This is a genomic window from Pseudomonas fluorescens, from assembly GCF_019212185.1.
Taxonomy (GTDB): domain Bacteria; phylum Pseudomonadota; class Gammaproteobacteria; order Pseudomonadales; family Pseudomonadaceae; genus Aquipseudomonas.
The window spans coordinates 4,853,176-4,869,481 of sequence record NZ_CP078138.1 but is presented as its reverse complement, the minus strand read 5'-3'; the positions used below and the strand labels follow the sequence as shown (position 1 = coordinate 4,869,481).

Below are 16,306 nucleotides of genomic sequence, written 5' to 3'. Positions count from 1 at the left end.
ATTGTCGCGGTCAGCGATCAGGTGGATCTATGCTCGATTCACTTCTTTCAATGACAACAACATTCGAGGTATGCCATGCGTGAAGTAGTGATCGTCGATAGCGTACGGACCGGCCTGGCCAAATCGTTTCGCGGCAAGTTCAACCAGACTCGCCCGGACGACATGGCGGCCCATTGCGTCAACGCATTGCTGCAGCGCCATGGCATCGATCCGGCCAGCGTCGAGGACTGCATCGTCGGCGCAGGCTCCAACGAAGGTGCCCAGGGTTTCAACATCGGGCGCAACGTCGCGGTGCTCTCGCGCCTGGGCACCGGCACTGCCGGCATGACCCTCAACCGTTTCTGTTCCTCGGGCCTGCAGGCCATTGCGATTGCCGCCAACCAGATCGCCTCGGGTTGCAGCGACATCATCGTCGCCGGCGGTGTCGAGTCCATCAGCCTGACGATGAAAAGCGTCAACACCGACAACCTGATCAATCCCTTGCTCAAGGAGCAGGTGCCGGGGATTTACTTCCCCATGGGCCAGACCGCTGAAATCGTCGCCCGACGCTATTCGGTCAGCCGTGAAGAGCAGGATCGCTATGCCTTGCAGAGCCAGTTGCGTACCGCTCAGGCGCAGGCGGCCGGGTTGTTCAGCGACGAAATCGTGCCGATGGCGGTGAAATACAAGGTTGAGGACAAAAACTCCGGGGAGGTGCAAATCCTCGATGGCATCGTTGACCGCGACGATTGCAACCGTCCCGACACCACCTACGAAAGCCTCGCCGGATTGAAACCGGTGTTCGCCGAAGACGGTTCGGTGACGGCAGGCAACTCTTCGCAGTTGTCTGACGGCGCCTCAATGACCCTGGTGATGAGTCTGGAAAAGGCGTTGCAACTGGGGCTCAAGCCCAAGGCGTTTTTCCGTGGCTTTACCGTGGCCGGCTGCGAACCGGACGAGATGGGTATCGGCCCGGTGTTCTCGGTGCCCAGGCTGCTCAAGGCCAAGGGCTTGCAGGTGGCGGATATTGATCTGTGGGAACTCAACGAAGCCTTTGCCTCGCAGTGCCTGTACAGCCGCGACCGACTGGAAATCGACAGCGACAAGTACAACGTCAACGGCGGTTCGATCTCAATCGGTCACCCGTTTGGCATGACCGGCTCGCGTCAGGTCGGTCATCTGGTGCGTGAGTTGCAACGGCGCAATCTGCGCTACGGCATCGTCACCATGTGCGTCGGCGGTGGCATGGGCGCGAGTGGCTTATTCGAAGCGGTGCGCTAGCCTGGCAGCGACCGATACAGTCCCAGCAGCGGCTGGTCGCCAACTGTCACTGTGTGTGCGCGGCGAGGAAGCCTAGAATGGGCTTTTCTCGCCGTTGGTTCTTTTGGGGTTCGCATGCACATTTCGTCCGGTCGCTGGGGTTACGGTCTGTTCCTGGCGCTGTTGACCTCTTTCTTGTGGGGAATCCTGCCGATCAAGCTCAAACAAGTGCTGGTGGTGATGGACCCGATCACCGTCACCTGGTTTCGCTTGTTGGTGTCCGGCGGTTGCCTCTTCGTCTATCTGGCCGCCACTCGCCGGCTGCCGAGCCGCCAGGCGCTGGGGCCGAAAGGTGGCTGGCTGGTACTGATGGCGGTGTTCGGGCTGGTGGGTAACTACATCCTGTACCTGATGGGCCTGAATCTGCTGAGCCCCGGCACCGCTCAGTTGGTGGTGCAAGTGGGGCCGATCCTGCTGCTGCTCGGCAGCGTGGTGGTGTTCAAGGAACGCTTCACCCTCGGGCAGGGCATTGGCCTGCTGGTGCTGATGGTCGGTTTCGGCCTGTTTTTCAATGAGCGCCTGGCCGAGCTCCTGACCTCCTTGAGCGACTACACCGCCGGCGTGTTGCTGATTCTGGCAGCGTCGACGGTCTGGACCTTCTATGCGATGGGGCAAAAGCAACTGCTGACGGTGTGGAACTCGCTGCAGGTGATGATGGTGATTTACCTGTTCTGCGCAGCACTGCTCACGCCTTGGGTGCACCCGCTGGAAACGCTGGCGCTGACGCCTCTGCAAGGCTGGCTGTTGCTGGCATGCTGCCTCAACACCCTGGTTGCCTATGGCGCGTTTGCCGAGGCGCTGGCGCACTGGGAAGCCTCGCGGGTGAGTGCGACCCTGGCAATCACGCCCTTGGTAACCTTCGCGGCAGTGGCGCTGGCGGCCTGGATTTGGCCCGAGTTCGTGCACGCCGAGCAGATCAACAGCCTGGCCTATGGCGGTGCGGTGCTAGTGGTGCTGGGTTCGGCGCTGGTGGCGTTGGGGCCTTCGCTGATTGCCGGGCTCAGGGCGCGGCGGTTGCGTGCGGTGGGTGGTCAGAGCTGATCGCCGCTGCTTATAAAAGCAGCGGCGAGGAGCGGAATCAGCCCTGCTTGCCGGCCTCGAGCATGTTTTCCGGGCGCACCCAGGCGTCGAACTGCTCGTCCGTCAGGTAGCCCAACTGCAACGCCGCTTCGCGCAGGGTCAGGTTTTCTGCGTAGGCCTTCTTGGCGATCTCGGCCGACTTGTCGTAGCCGATGTGCGGGTTCAGCGCGGTCACCAGCATCAAGCCACGTTCCAGATGGGCAGCCATTTGCTCGGCATCCGGCTCCAGTCCGGCGATGCAGTGCAGTTGGAAGTTACTGCAGCCATCCCCCAGCAGACGGATCGATTGCAGCAGGTTGTGGATGATCACCGGCTTGAACACGTTCAGTTGCAGGTGACCCTGGCTCGCCGCGAAGCCGATCGCCACGTCGTTGCCCAACACCTGGCAGGCCAGCATCGACAGGGCTTCGCATTGAGTCGGGTTGACCTTGCCCGGCATGATCGAGCTGCCGGGTTCGTTGGCCGGCAGCTTGACCTCAGCAAAACCGGCGCGCGGGCCAGAGCCGAGCAGGCGCAGGTCGTTGGCGATTTTCATCAGGGTCACGGCCAGGGTTTTCAGGGCGCCGGACAAGTTGGTCAACGGCTCATGGCCGGCCAGCGCAGCGAACTTGTTCGGTGCGGTGACGAACGGCAAGCCGGAGAGGGCGGCCAGTTCGGCGGCAATCGCCTCGCCAAAACCATGGGGCGAGTTGAGCCCGGTGCCGACGGCGGTACCGCCCTGGGCCAGCTCGCAGACCGCCGGCAACGCCGCGCGAATGGCGCGTTCGGCATAGTCGAGTTGGGCGATGAACGCAGAAATTTCCTGGCCGAAGGTGATAGGCGTGGCGTCCATCATGTGGGTACGCCCGGTCTTCACCAGCTTCATGTGGCGCGCGGCCAGTTCGGCCAGGCCGCCGGATAGCTCGTTGATCGCCGGCAGCAGGTGCTGTTGCACGGCCTGGACAGCGGCAATGTGCATGGCGGTGGGGAAGCAGTCGTTGGAACTCTGCGAGCGATTGACGTGATCGTTCGGGTGCACCGGGGTCTTGCCGCCACGCGGGTTGCCGGCCAACTCGTTGGCGCGACCGGCAATCACCTCATTGACGTTCATGTTGCTCTGGGTGCCGCTGCCGGTCTGCCAGACCACCAATGGGAATTGCTCGTCGTGTTCGCCGTCGAGCACTTCGTCGGCAGCTTGCTCAATCAGCCGGGCGATGTCGGCAGGCAGGTCGCCATTGCGATCATTGACCCGCGCCGCGGCTTTCTTGATCAGCGCCAGGGCGTGCAGGACAGCCAGTGGCATGCGCTCGGTGCCGATGGCGAAATTGATCAGCGAACGTTGGGTCTGGGCGCCCCAGTAGGCGTCATCCGGGACTTCAACCTGGCCAAGGCTGTCGGTTTCTATACGGCTCATGGGTCACATTCCTTTAGGGCTGATAGCGCAGTTTAGGTCCTGTTTGTCACCTGAGGTTCCATCAGTCGACTTTTCCACGCTTTTGTTGCTGCCCGTCAGGCCGGCCAAGGGGTGGGGGTTGAGCACGTGTGTTTTTTAGGCGCAGAATGGCTGCCCTTGGGGTTTAACCTCGCCAGCTAGAAAAGGACACTCGATGACCCGTCTTCGTGCCATCTGTACTGCGGTTGCTCTGGTCTGTGCCAGCGGCCAGGCTTTCGCCGATACCGCCAGCCACAACGCCAGCGCCGAGGCCTTCCTGACCCTGGCGCATGCTGACAAGCTGGGCACTCCGGTGTACATGCAGGTGCAGCAGATGTTCGCCCAGCGCTTTGCCCAGACCCAGGCACCGGAGTCGAAAAAAGCCCTGCTGGAAACCTACCAGGCCAAGGCCAACGCCGCGCTGGATCAAGCCATTGGCTGGAACAAGCTGAAGCCGGACATGGTCAAGCTGTACACCAGCAACTTTAGTGAATCCGAACTCAAGGACCTGGTGGCGTTCTACAAGTCGCCTCTGGGCAAGAAAGTCCTGGAAAAAATGCCTCAGCTGACCCAACAGTCGGCCCAGATGACCCAGGCCAAGCTGGAAAGCGCAGTGCCGGTGGTCAACAAGCTGTTGGCCGACATGACGGCCGAACTTGATCCAAAAGCGGCCGCCGCCGCGAAGAAAAAGCCATAAGCGGAGCCCGCAATGACCATGCAACAACGTATTGAGTCGACGCTGAGCGCGTTGCAGCCTGCTCACCTGGAGGTGCTGGACGAAAGTCACATGCACAGCCGCGGGCTGCAGACCCACTTCAAGGCAGTCGTGGTCAGCGAGCAGTTCGCCGGACTCAACAGCGTCAAGCGTCACCAGAAGGTCTACGCCACCCTGGGTGACCTGATGGGCGAGTTCCATGCCCTGGCGCTGCACACCTACACCCCTGAAGAATGGGCAAAGATCGGCGTCGCGCCTGCGTCACCGACCTGTGCCGGCGGCAGCAAGCACTAAACTTCGGTTTTTGCTAGAATCCGCAACGCGCCGCACAGTCGGCGCGTTTTTTTTTGATCCGGTTCACCCTTTGCGAGGGTAGCCACCTGGAGAAATACCCATGACACAAGCCATTGTCGTGGCGGCACTGTATAAGTTCGTCACCCTGGAAGATTACGTCGCCCTGCGCGAGCCACTGCTGCAGGCAATGGTTGATAACGGCATCAAGGGCACCCTGCTGATTGCCGAAGAAGGCATCAACGGCACCGTTTCCGGCAGCCGTGAAGGGATCGATGGCCTGATTGCCTGGCTGAAGAACGACCCCCGCATGCACGATATCGATCACAAGGAATCCTACTGCGACGAGCAGCCGTTCTATCGGACCAAGGTCAAGCTCAAGAAAGAGATCGTCACCCTGGGCGTTGAAGGCGTCGACCCGAACAAAAAGGTCGGCACCTACGTTGATCCAAAAGACTGGAACGCGTTGATCAGCGACCCGCAAGTGCTGTTGATCGATACCCGTAACGACTACGAAGTGTCGATCGGCACCTTCGAAGGCGCCATCGACCCGAAGACCACCAGCTTTCGCGAATTCCCCGACTACATCAAAGCCAACTTCGACCCGGCGGTTCACAAGAAGGTCGCGATGTTCTGCACCGGCGGCATTCGTTGCGAAAAAGCCTCGAGCTACATGCTCAGCGAGGGTTTCGGCGAAGTTTTCCACCTCAAGGGCGGGATCCTCAAGTACCTCGAAGAAGTGCCGCAGGAAGAAACCAAATGGCAGGGCGACTGCTTCGTGTTCGATAACCGGGTCACGGTTCGTCACGACCTGAGCGAAGGCGACTACGATCAATGTCATGCCTGCCGTACGCCGGTAAGCGTTGAAGACCGTGTGTCCGAGCATTACGTGGCCGGCATCAGTTGCCCGCATTGCTGGGATACGCTGAGCGAGAAAACCCGCCGCAGTGCCATCGACCGGCAGAAGCAGATCGAACTGGCCAAGGCTCGCAACCAGCCGCACCCGATCGGCTACAACTACAAGCAACCATCGACCGAGGCCTGAACCATGTCCGCGCGCCTGCTCTATGTGATGGACCCGATGTGTTCCTGGTGCTACGGGTTCGCCCCGGTGGCCGAGGCATTGGTCGAGCAGGCGCAGGCCGCAGGCGTCGAGTTGCACATTGTGGTGGGTGGTCTGCGCACCGGTAGCGGCGCGGCGCTGGAGCCTACGACCCGACGGTATATCCTCGAGCACTGGCAGGCGGTCCATGAGGCCACCGGTCAGCCGTTCAAGTTCGACGGCGCGCTGCCCGACGGTTTTGTCTACGACACCGAGCCCGCGTGCCGGGCCCTGGTCGCGGCGCGCAGCCTGGCACCGGATTGTGCGTGGACACTGCTGAAGCTGATTCAGCAGGCGTTTTATGCACAGGGTCGCGACGTTACCCACGCCAGCGTGCTGGTGGAACTGGCCGAACAAGCGGGCCTGCCGCGTATCGAATTCGCCGACGTGTTCGACCGTGCCGAGCAGCATACGGCCACCGCTACCGATTTTACTTGGGTCCAGGATCTGGGCATCGCCGGCTTTCCGACCCTGCTGGCCGAGCGCAATGGTCAACTGGCTTTGTTGACCAATGGCTATCAACCGCTCAGCGAGCTGTCGCCGCTGCTCGGTCGTTGGCTGGAGCGCGCCGCCTGTGTATGACCAGCCTGACGGTGGGCCACAATCCAAACGGGTAGATCGACTGAGTTGGGCCGAAATCCGTCGTCTGGCGCTGAAACACAAAAAAGCCTTGTGGATCGCCAACGGCGTCGCCGTGCTGGCGACCCTGTGCAGTGTGCCGATTCCTTTGCTGCTGCCGCTGCTGGTGGATGAAGTGCTGCTCGGGCATGGCGATGCTGCGTTGAAAGTCATGAACCACGCACTGCCAACGGCCTGGCAAAGCGCTGCTGGCTACATCGGCCTGATGCTGCTGATTACCCTGACGCTGCGTTGTTCAGCCCTGTTGTTCAACGTGGTCCAGGCCAAGCTGTTCGCCGGTCTGGCCAAGGACATTGTCTACCGCATTCGATTGCGCCTGATTGAGCGTCTCAAGCGTATTTCTCTGGGCGAGTACGAAAGCCTGGGCAGTGGCACGGTCACCACCCACCTGGTCACCGACTTGGACACCCTGGACAAGTTTGTCGGTGAAACCCTGAGTCGCTTCCTGGTGGCCATGCTCACACTGGTGGGCACCGCCGGGATACTGATGTGGATGCACTGGCAGCTGGCATTGCTGATCCTGCTGTTCAACCCGCTGGTGATCTACGCCACGGTGCAGTTGGGCAAGCGGGTCAAGCACCTGAAGAAGCTGGAGAATGACAGCACCTCGCGTTTCACCCAGGCGCTGACCGAAACCCTCGATGCGATCCAGGAAATCCGCGCCGGCAACCGCCAGGGCTTTTTCCTCGGCCGACTCGGGAGCCGCGCGCAAGAGGTGCGCAACTATGCAGTCAATTCGCAATGGAAGAGTGATGCGTCGAGCCGTGCCAGCGGTTTGCTGTTCCAGTTCGGCATCGATATCTTTCGCGCCGCGGCCATGCTCACCGTGTTGTTTTCCGACCTGTCGATCGGCCAGATGCTCGCGGTGTTCAGCTACCTGTGGTTCATGATTGGCCCGGTCGAGCAATTGCTGAACCTGCAATACGCCTATTACGCCGCCGGTGGTGCGCTGACGCGGATCAACGAGTTGCTGTCGCGCGCTGACGAACCGCAGTACCCGGCAGGCGTCGACCCGTTCAAGGGGCGAGACACCGTGGGCATCGAGGTCCAGGGCCTGAGCTTCAGTTATGGCGACGAACCTGTGCTGGATCAGATGAACCTGATCATCGCCCCGGGGGAAAAGGTCGCCATTGTCGGTGCCAGCGGTGGCGGGAAGAGCACCCTGGTGCAGTTGCTCCTGGGGCTCTACACGCCGCAAGCCGGGGCCATTCGGTTCGGTGGCGCAACGCAGCAGGAGATTGGCCTCGACACCATCCGCGAGAACGTCGCCGTGGTGCTGCAACACCCGGCGTTATTCAACGACAGCATCCGCGCCAACCTGACCATGGGCCGCGAGCGCAGTGACGAGGCGTGCTGGGCGGCTCTGCAGATTGCTCAACTCGACAGCACGGTCAGGTCGCTGCCGCATGGCCTGGACAGTATTGTCGGGCGTTCCGGGGTACGCCTGTCCGGTGGCCAGCGCCAACGCCTGGCAATCGCGCGCATGGTGTTGGCGGAGCCCAAGGTGGTGATTCTCGATGAAGCCACTTCGGCGCTGGATGCCGCCACCGAGTACAACCTGCACCAGGCCCTGGCCCGGTTTCTCAGTGGCCGGACCACCTTGATCATCGCCCATCGCCTGTCGGCGGTTAAACAGGCGGATCGGGTGCTGGTGTTCGATGGCGGGCAGATCGCCGAAGACGGCGACCACCAGCAATTGATTGCCGAGGGTGGCTTGTACGCCAAGCTGTATGGGCATTTGCAGCAGTTGTAGGTCAGTTCCACAACACCTGAAGTGCACCCTCGGTGCCGTCATGTCCGAACTGCTTCATGACCACGGAGCAGGATTCGCAAGGGCGCATGGTAGTGGCGATATCCACTGAGCTGATTTCCTTCGGGTCCGGGTATTTTTCCTGTATGACTCGAATCAGTTTGCTTTCGCTGTCGAGCGAGGTCGGGCGGGCGAACGTTGCCGCTGTGTACTTGCCTGGATCCTTGAGGGTCAAAGGCACTGCCAGCAACCGTCCCTCAAGGGTGACGTCCAGCGAGGTTTTCGGGACGCTGTTGCTGTAGTCGATGTTGATGTAGGTCGTATCCCCCATGCGTACATGATTGGCGCCCAGGTGCCGGAATAGCGGCAAGCGGGTCGTGGAACCTTGGGCACCGGAGACGCTGACATAGACTTCTCTGTGGCCGCTCGCGGTGGTCACGTCGGCGTAAGCGATGTTGCGCGGATTCAGTGGACGTTCGTAGCGGGGCAGCAAGTTGTGCAGTTTCTGCATTGACTGTTCGATACGCAGCGCGGCGTCGGCACCTCTGTGTGTAATGGTTTCCGACAGAAAAAGTCTGTCGAAAATCTCCGCCGTTCGCTCCCGAAATCGCTGCGGAGCCTCCTTGCTGCGTGTCCAGTTGGCGGCACCTTTTGGCAAGCGAGCCACAATCATGCGCGTCGAGTGATCGAACATCAGCGCCTCACCGGGGCTGGTGTCGACTTTGATGAATCTCATATTGGCAGAAGGGTTAGCTGTGGTGCCAAGGGGGATGGCGATGTCTTCCATGGCCTTCATGGCTCGTTCGACAGCATCGGCGCCGTGGAAACGCACCATGTTGTTGGCATGCAGCGAGCCGGTATACACCTTCAATAATTCAGCACCGAGCGTGCCTTCTACCAAGTCATCAGGGGTCAGGCGCGTGAAGGTCAGCTCATTGGGCGATGTCCGGGTCTTGGGGACGGTCGCCAGGTAATACTCGCGGGTGTTCACCCGGAAGAATGCGTAGTTGGCCGTGTCATCGATGGCAGGCACCACAATGGCCCCCACCTGGTGCGTATCGTCGACACCTTGATACGTACCTTTGACACTCACGCGGGCATAGATACCTTTGCGAAACTGCCACGTCGCTTGTATCTGCGGTCTAGGCAGCAAAGGGCCGCGCTTGAGCCCAAGTCGGGTCAGATCGCCGGTGTAGCGTACTGGTCGGTCATCCAGTATCTGATAGAGCTGGGCATCCACGGCCAGAAATTCACCCTCACGGCGAGGGACGGAACCGGCTGCGGAAATCCGGTCGCCAAACCATGGTGCGTAGCCCTTAGTGCGGTCGATGGTCCCGACCTCCGGGGTCGGGGCGAGCCCGTCCCTGACATAGCTGACACGACAATCAGTGCTGCCCGGAGCGCGCCGGGGGCGACAGGGCAGTCGCTGCATGGCTGGGCTGTCATCGATCAGGTCGACGCGTCGTAACGTCCCGGTATCCAGTCGATAGGGGACTTCATCGATGAGTACTGTAGTGCGTCCATCGATTTCTGGAATGTGCTGAATGCGCGCCTGCTCTGGCATCTGGACGAAAACATGCTCCTCGTCTGTTTTCACTGTATTGAAGCGCGAGCGCCCGAGGGACATCCCAATATGTCGTGGTGACAGTCGTGGCCCGAACGGCAGGTCTGTCAGCGGGTCGACCATATGAAATCGCGGGAAAAGCCTGTCGACGTTGCGTACCTGAACATCTTCAATACCTCTGACGGTGGCCAGTTGATCAGTGGTGTTGAGCGGTTTCCAGCTTCCGGGATTGTCGATCTGCGGCAGCCTGCTGACGAATTCGTAGCGCCCGGCTCTTCCCCCCAGTTCCTTGATTTGGAAAAGGCCGACCCGGGCGATTTTCAGCCCTTTTGCCGCCAGTGCGCGGAGCAGCAAGACGATGCCGTCCACCGGATTCAGCGCTTGTATGCTTTGTGCCAGGAGTTCCGTGGTCAAGGATTTGAATGCCGGCAGTCTGGCGCTCAATGTCAGTCGATTGGCGTTGCTGAGTAGTTTCACCGAGCCCGAAACGAATTTTCCGATCGGCGTAACGAAGGGGATGAAATCGATGAACAGGCCGAAGGCACCATTGATCTGGCGGATCCTGTTGCCAGACATCAGGTCTTCAATGCTTCCCCAGAATGGCACTAGCCTTTTGTAAACATCGAGGATTTTGTTGTAAGCCTCATCCTTGCGTTCGAACAGGGTCTTGCCGTTGCAGAATACGCGCAGTTGCCGAGGGTCGTCGTAATGCAGGGAGCCAGTGATGCGCAGGCTGATCGCCTGGCAGCGTGCCGAGTCAAAGGTCAGGGGCGTTTGCTGATGGTCGGATGCCGCCGGAAATGCGTCGCCGAGTTGCTCGATGATCGCCTCGCAGGTTGCTCCCGCCTCGGGGGTGCTACCGGTCGAATGAGCATTCCAGTCGAACGGAAGTTGCCGGTTGCGCAACACCGAAACTGAAACTCTTCCCCCCTTCAAGCGCCAGTGTTCGATTGTTTTCAGGCCACCGAACAAGGACGACTCAAGATTGTTGATACGGCGTATAAGGCCTGCGCGGGGGATCAGTTCGTAGGTGCGTGTCAGTCCGGCCTGGCTGGTCAGTAAAATTAATCCGTTGCGGCTGCGCAGTGGCAGAACGTCTTCAGCCGTTTCATTCTGGGCTTCAATCCCGCTAGTTTCCTTTCTCAAACTGTAGATGCGCAGTTGTCCGCATTCGATGGCCACGCGATCTTCAAAGGGCAATGAGGTCAAAAGAGTGCGAAGCAGCGTTGAGTAAGCAGCGGTCTGTCGCTCCATATAGCTCTGGAATCGTTGGTGAAACATTGACTTGATGTTGGGAAAGTCTCCGTAAGTCAGCGGGATACCTGGTTTATCAAAGTAGTAGGGCGAGGTGATTCTTCTAGCCTTGTTGATACGGAAAAACCAGGGTGTGACGGCACGATCAGTTGTCGTGTAGTACCACTTCTCGTCATGACCCCATTTGTCCTCGGCAATGATGTCGACGAGCGAGTAGAAGTCATGCACTTCTCCTGGCGTGGTGTTCCATCGAATATAGTCAGGTCTTTTCCTGGCCAGTCTGGTGTTTCCCTCCACAAAGGTTTTTCCGAAGACCTTCTCGGCGAGATCTTTGGCCATCGTCAGGCGCTTGGGTGGGGCTTCGTTGATTTCGGTAATGGCGTTATTAAGTTCCGCGGTACGTTCATCCAGTTTGCGAATGGCCTGCTCAATCTCTGACTGGCTCAACGTCTCGAAGGCTTTTTCAGGGAGATAGCCTTGGGTGACAGCCCAGTCGAGTGTGGGCAGCAACCTTGCGAGGCTGATTTCCTTGAGTTTCTCATTGGTTGCACCTTCGGCTTGCTTGATGGGAAGGTCGAGCAACTGTTGAAAACTCATCCGGCATAGCGCTTCGGGTTGGTTGGCGGTGATCAAGTTGACGCCATTCAGAAAGTTCACCCAAACAACGGAGTTGCGGTAGCTGATTTCGGGCGGGATATCGGGCACTCGGAACTCGACCGGAAATCGATTTAAGAACAGCCGGGCCAAAATAATCGCCTCTTTCGCCGACGCGGCCTGGCGTGAGGTGAGCAAGTGGTTTTCGAATTCCCTGCGAAGCGTTGCGTAACTCTTTCCCCAATGAGTCCGCGCTTGGCAGTCAAAGCCGACTATCTGTTGGGGATTGCGATAGGCGTCTTCGAACCCGTTCACCAAGGCATTGGCCAAGGCTCTATTGCGGATATGAGGCGAGGTTTTTTCCGCGCTCTCCCCGCCGTACCACGTCAGTGTCGAGAGCACGGCAGTTGCCATGCTTTGGGCAAGTGGGCTTTGCAGGATTTTTTCCAGATAAACGCTGGGTGTAGCGCGCAGTTGTTCGATGTTGGCAGTCAACAGTATGTCGCGGGCCAGGTAACTGAATGGGGACGTTTCACCTTCGGGCAAAAGTGCTTTAAGGGTGTCAATGACTTCTCTGGTGATCACTGTCTTCTGGACTTCCTCCATATCGACACTGTCAGGATCAGCTGACGCCAGCCGTTCGGCAGCAAAGCGTTGGCGGTCCTTTTCGATAGGGGGGCGAATCAGGCCGTCGATGTTGGTGCTGTCTTCCAGCATCAGGCGATAACTTGCCTGTTTTTCCTCGAGGGCTTTGATGACGGCGCGAAGTGCCACAGGATTGGTCGTGTCCCAAGGCGCTATCCCATAAAACATGGCCATTTGCGTAACGCTGACCGTGCCGGCAATGTCGAGTTTTTTCAGTGCGGAAAACTCGGAAGGTTTTATCCGCAGCTTTGCCAGATCGATCATCTTGCTGAGTTTCGCAGGCGTTACGGACAGGAAAAACTCATAGGGACGCAACGCGTTCAACAGCAACTCATAATCCTGAAGTTGGCTGTTATGGCGTTGGGCAGCAGTGGGTGCGGTTTTTACTCTGTGGTTCGATTCGGTTTGCATGAGGCTGTCACTTATTCAGAGAGGCGCATGGCTCCACGTGCTCGGATGAGCATTGAAGATCGACTCCGATTACAGCGATCCCCGGAAACCATCGTGCGGTACACAGGTAGGGCGGGAGCCCATCCGACTTGCCGGGATCCTGAACGCACCCTAGGCTAGCTCTAGCGGTCTCCTTTCGATGATGGCAGCGCGCACTAAGGACCTCATGAAGCAAAAAAGGACTCTCGGAACACCACGCCTGCTGGGCATCGTCTGGCCATTTATTGCCGTTGTGCTGTTTCAAGCCATTCTGGGCGGCGTCAGCCTTTATATGATGTCTGCGGTACGTGGTTACGTGGCCGGCGAAAGCCTTTGGTCCAAAGGTCAGAAAGACGCGATCTATTACCTGAACCTCTATGCCGACAGTCGTGACGAGTCGATCTTTGGCAAATATCAGAAAGCCATGGCGGTTCCCCAGGGCGGGCATGAGCTACGGGTTGCCCTGGACCGCCAGCCGCCCGACCTGGAAGCTGCCCGTCGGGCCATTCTGAAAGGGGGCAATCACCCCGACGACGTTCCGAGCCTGATCTGGCTGTACTTGAATTTCCGTCATTTCAGCTACCTGGAGCGGGCCATTGATCGCTGGATCGTCGGCGATGCCTATCTGGTCCAGTTGGACCAGGTCGCTCAAGACATGCATCAGCGGTTCGTTGCCGGCCAGGCTTCGGCTGCCGAAGTCGAGGGCTGGAAAGAGGAAATCTTTGCGATCAACGAGGCCGTAACCCCCGCCGCCCGAGCCTTCAGTGATGCGCTTGGGGAAGGGTCGCGCCTGATTCTGCGGTTGCTGCTGGTGGTCAACCTGGCAACGGCACTGGGGCTGATCGTGCTGGCCTTGTTGCGTACCCACAAGTTGCTGGCACAACGGCATGCTTTCGCCGATGCCTTGCAGCAGGAAAAAGAACGCGCGCAGATCACGCTTCAGTCGATTGGCGATGGGGTGATTACCACTGACGTCGATGGCGCCATTGCCTATATGAACCCTGCGGCCGAAGTGCTGACCCATTGGAAGGCCGAACAGGCTGTTGGATTGCCACTGTCTGCATTGTTCAATCTGCTGGACGAAAACGCCCAGGCCGACAGCTTCACCCTGATCGAGCATATCCTCAGCGGCCAACTGAGCGGTGGCGTTAGTGATCATTCCAAGCTGATCCAGCGCCTGGATGGCAGTACGGTGTCGGTCACGCTGGTCGGCTCACCCATCCACACCACCGGCAAGGTCAGCGGCACCGTGCTGGTGCTGCATGACATGACCCAGGAGCGACAATACATCGCCAACCTGTCCTGGCAGGCAACCCATGATGCCCTGACCGGGCTGGCCAACCGTCGCGAGTTCGAGTTTCGCCTGGAGCAGACGCTGCATCAGTTGAGTCGACAGCCTGCCCGTCACGCGTTGATGTTCCTTGATCTCGACCAATTCAAGTTGGTCAACGACACCTGCGGGCATGCGGCAGGCGATGAACTGTTGCGACATATCTGCGCGTTGTTGCAATCGGGACTGCGCGAGGGCGATACCCTGGCGCGGCTGGGCGGCGATGAGTTCGGCATTCTCCTGGAAAACTGTACGGCAGAGGCGTCGGAGAAAATTGCCGAGAATCTGCGTCAGACTGTGCAGAACCTGCATTTTGTCTGGAAAGGCCGGCCATTCGTGACCACGGTTAGCGTCGGCCTGGTCCACATTACGCAATCGCCGGCTACGTTGGAGTCTCTGCTGCGCGCAGCGGACATGGCCTGCTACATGGCCAAGGAGAAGGGGCGCAACCGCGTCCAGTTGTACCATCCCGACGATTCCGAGTTGTCCTTGCGCTTTGGCGAGATGGCCTGGGTGCAGCGCTTGCACATGGCGCTGGAAGAAAACCGCTTCTGTTTATACGCCCAGGAAATCGCCAGCCTGGGGCATGTCGGAGGGGCGGGCGGGCATGTCGAGATTTTGCTGCGCTTGCATGACGAAGCCGGACGCATGATTCTGCCGGACAGCTTTATACCGGCGGCCGAACGTTATGGTTTGATGACTTCTCTGGATCGTTGGGTCGTGGAGAATGTTTTCAAGATCATTGCTCAATGTATGACTCGCCAAGACCCGCGGCCTATGGCTATGTGTGCGATTAATCTGTCAGGTAATACTATTGGTGATGATGAATTCTTAATCTTTCTACGCCAACAATTCGTAACTTATGCTGTGCCGCCTGAAATGATTTGTTTTGAAATTACAGAAACTAGCGCAATTTCAAATTTGGCCAGTGCAATTAAATTTATCAATGAGCTCAAAGACTTAGGTTGCCACTTTTCGTTAGATGACTTTTGTGCCGGAATGTCCTCGTTCGCATACTTGAAACATTTGCCTGTAGACTTTCTGAAGATCGATGGAAGTTTCGTCAGGGATATGCTGGACGACCCGATAAATCGGGCCATGGTCGAGGTGATCAATCACATCGGCCATGTCATGGGTAAACGCACAATTGCCGAGTTTGTTGAGACACCCCAGATTGAGCAGGCCTTGCTGGAGATCGGCGTGGATTATGCTCAGGGCTACATTATTCAACGTCCGCAGTTGTTTACGTGTGACAGTTTGCAAACCCGGCCGGCTCGTCCGCGGCCTTTGTTATTCAAGGCGCCAGGCACATTTCGTTGAAGTTTCCGTCGATCCGGACAATCACAATCAAAAGGAGTGCGACAGTGATCGAATCATTCAACAGATCTGGCCCGCTTATGGAAGCTGCAAGTTATCCGGTTTGGGCTCAGCAACTTATCCAGGCCTGCAGCGAGAGCAAGCGTCGGGTTGTCGAGCACGAACTGTATCAGCGGATGCGTGACAACAAACTCAGTGGCAAAACCATGCGTCAGTACCTGATCGGTGGCTGGCCGGTTGTCGAGCAGTTTGCCTCGTATATGGCGCAGAACCTGACCAAGACTCGCTTCGCCCGCCATCCCGGTGAGGATATGGCGCGTCGCTGGTTGATGCGCAATATACGGGTTGAACTTAACCACGCCGATTACTGGGTGAATTGGAGTGCAGCCCATGGCGTCAGTCTCGAGGACTTGCAGGCACAGCAGGTTGACCCTGAGTTGCACGCGTTGAGTCATTGGTGCTGGCACACCAGTTCTTCCGATTCATTAATCGTCGCTATTGCCGCGACCAACTACGCAATTGAAGGGGCGACAGGGGAGTGGTCGGCGGTGGTCTGTTCCAACGGCATCTACGCGGCTGCCTTCCCTGAAGACGAACGCAAGCGTGCGATGAAGTGGCTGAAAATGCACGCTCAATACGATGATGCCCATCCCTGGGAGGCGCTGGAAATAATCTGCACGCTGGCGGGCCTCAACCCAAGCAGGGCACTGCAGGCAGAGCTGCGTCAGGCCGTGTGCAAGAGCTATGACTACATGTACCTGTTCCTGGAGCGTTGCATGCAGTTGGAGTCTGCGCAAAAGGCTCCGTTGGCTCGGGAGCGATTGGCCTTGGTAGAAGGTTAAGCGTCCGACCGTCGATAGCAGCTTGCCTGTTTGGCAAGCTGCTG

11 protein-coding genes are annotated in these 16,306 nt (G+C 58.7%); 9 read left to right on the top strand and 2 right to left on the bottom strand.

The features are described from left to right. Positions 1-75 precede the first annotated feature (75 nt). A complete protein-coding gene (locus KW062_RS21655; RefSeq protein ID WP_027620081.1) occupies positions 76-1,260 on the top strand; it encodes a thiolase family protein in 1,185 nt (394 codons plus the stop codon). Positions 1,261-1,374: 114 nt separating this feature from the next. Beyond that, positions 1,375-2,340 carry a DMT family transporter gene (locus KW062_RS21650; RefSeq protein ID WP_027620082.1) on the top strand — a complete coding sequence of 322 codons (966 nt, stop codon included), beginning with the start codon at positions 1,375-1,377 and terminating at the stop codon, positions 2,338-2,340. 37 nt (positions 2,341-2,377) lie between these two features. Here the strand turns inward: KW062_RS21650 and KW062_RS21645 are convergent, their stop codons facing one another. Next, positions 2,378-3,772: a class II fumarate hydratase gene (locus KW062_RS21645; protein ID WP_105753781.1), complete on the bottom strand. Its 1,395-nt coding sequence runs from the start codon at positions 3,770-3,772 to the stop codon at positions 2,378-2,380. A 193-nt stretch (positions 3,773-3,965) separates the two neighbouring features. Between KW062_RS21645 and KW062_RS21640 the strand changes: the two genes are divergently transcribed. From KW062_RS21640 to KW062_RS21620, 5 genes are all read left to right on the top strand, one after another. Continuing rightward, complete coding sequence (locus KW062_RS21640) at positions 3,966-4,487, top strand: DUF2059 domain-containing protein (protein ID WP_027620084.1); 522 nt, start codon at positions 3,966-3,968, stop codon at positions 4,485-4,487. A gap of 12 nt (positions 4,488-4,499) precedes the next feature. Beyond that, positions 4,500-4,799: a BolA family protein gene (locus KW062_RS21635; protein ID WP_027620085.1), complete on the top strand. Its 300-nt coding sequence runs from the start codon at positions 4,500-4,502 to the stop codon at positions 4,797-4,799. Between the two features lie 100 nt (positions 4,800-4,899). Then, entirely contained in the window at positions 4,900-5,841 is a 942-nt protein-coding gene (trhO, locus tag KW062_RS21630; RefSeq protein ID WP_027620086.1) for an oxygen-dependent tRNA uridine(34) hydroxylase TrhO, read from the top strand. Positions 5,842-5,877: 36 nt separating this feature from the next. Then, positions 5,878-6,480, top strand: a complete 603-nt coding sequence (locus KW062_RS21625) for a DsbA family protein (protein ID WP_177327275.1) — start codon at positions 5,878-5,880, stop codon at positions 6,478-6,480. Beyond that, entirely contained in the window at positions 6,473-8,290 is a 1,818-nt protein-coding gene (locus KW062_RS21620) for an ABC transporter ATP-binding protein (RefSeq protein WP_027620088.1), read from the top strand. Before KW062_RS21625 ends, KW062_RS21620 begins: the two co-directional genes overlap by 8 nt. Before the next feature lies 1 nt (position 8,291). Here KW062_RS21620 and KW062_RS21615 read toward each other — a convergent pair whose 3' ends face one another. Further along, positions 8,292-12,755 (bottom strand): deaminase domain-containing protein, encoded by a 4,464-nt coding sequence (locus KW062_RS21615; RefSeq protein WP_146118204.1) that lies wholly within the window; start codon positions 12,753-12,755, stop codon positions 8,292-8,294. A 205-nt stretch (positions 12,756-12,960) separates the two neighbouring features. Here KW062_RS21615 and KW062_RS21610 point away from each other — a divergent pair, with 205 nt between their 5' ends. Both KW062_RS21610 and KW062_RS21605 read left to right on the top strand, forming a co-directional pair. Continuing rightward, a complete protein-coding gene (locus KW062_RS21610; protein ID WP_027620090.1) occupies positions 12,961-15,423 on the top strand; it encodes an EAL domain-containing protein in 2,463 nt (820 codons plus the stop codon). A 44-nt stretch (positions 15,424-15,467) separates the two neighbouring features. Beyond that, entirely contained in the window at positions 15,468-16,262 is a 795-nt protein-coding gene (locus KW062_RS21605; RefSeq protein WP_027620091.1) for a TenA family transcriptional regulator, read from the top strand. Positions 16,263-16,306 lie beyond the last annotated feature (44 nt).

Excerpts from the sequence above, each read along its gene's own strand:
- KW062_RS21655 (WP_027620081.1), top strand. The coding sequence starts at position 76 with ATGCGTGAAGTAGTGATCGTCGATAGCGTACGGACCGGCCTGGCCAAA.
- KW062_RS21650 (WP_027620082.1), top strand. The coding sequence starts at position 1,375 with ATGCACATTTCGTCCGGTCGCTGGGGTTACGGTCTGTTCCTGGCGCTG.
- KW062_RS21645 (WP_105753781.1), bottom strand. The coding sequence starts at position 3,772 with ATGAGCCGTATAGAAACCGACAGCCTTGGCCAGGTTGAAGTCCCGGAT.
- KW062_RS21640 (WP_027620084.1), top strand. The coding sequence starts at position 3,966 with ATGACCCGTCTTCGTGCCATCTGTACTGCGGTTGCTCTGGTCTGTGCC.
- KW062_RS21635 (WP_027620085.1), top strand. The coding sequence starts at position 4,500 with ATGACCATGCAACAACGTATTGAGTCGACGCTGAGCGCGTTGCAGCCT.
- trhO (WP_027620086.1), top strand. The coding sequence starts at position 4,900 with ATGACACAAGCCATTGTCGTGGCGGCACTGTATAAGTTCGTCACCCTG.
- KW062_RS21625 (WP_177327275.1), top strand. The coding sequence starts at position 5,878 with ATGTGTTCCTGGTGCTACGGGTTCGCCCCGGTGGCCGAGGCATTGGTC.
- KW062_RS21615 (WP_146118204.1), bottom strand. The coding sequence starts at position 12,755 with ATGCAAACCGAATCGAACCACAGAGTAAAAACCGCACCCACTGCTGCC.
- KW062_RS21610 (WP_027620090.1), top strand. The coding sequence starts at position 12,961 with ATGAAGCAAAAAAGGACTCTCGGAACACCACGCCTGCTGGGCATCGTC.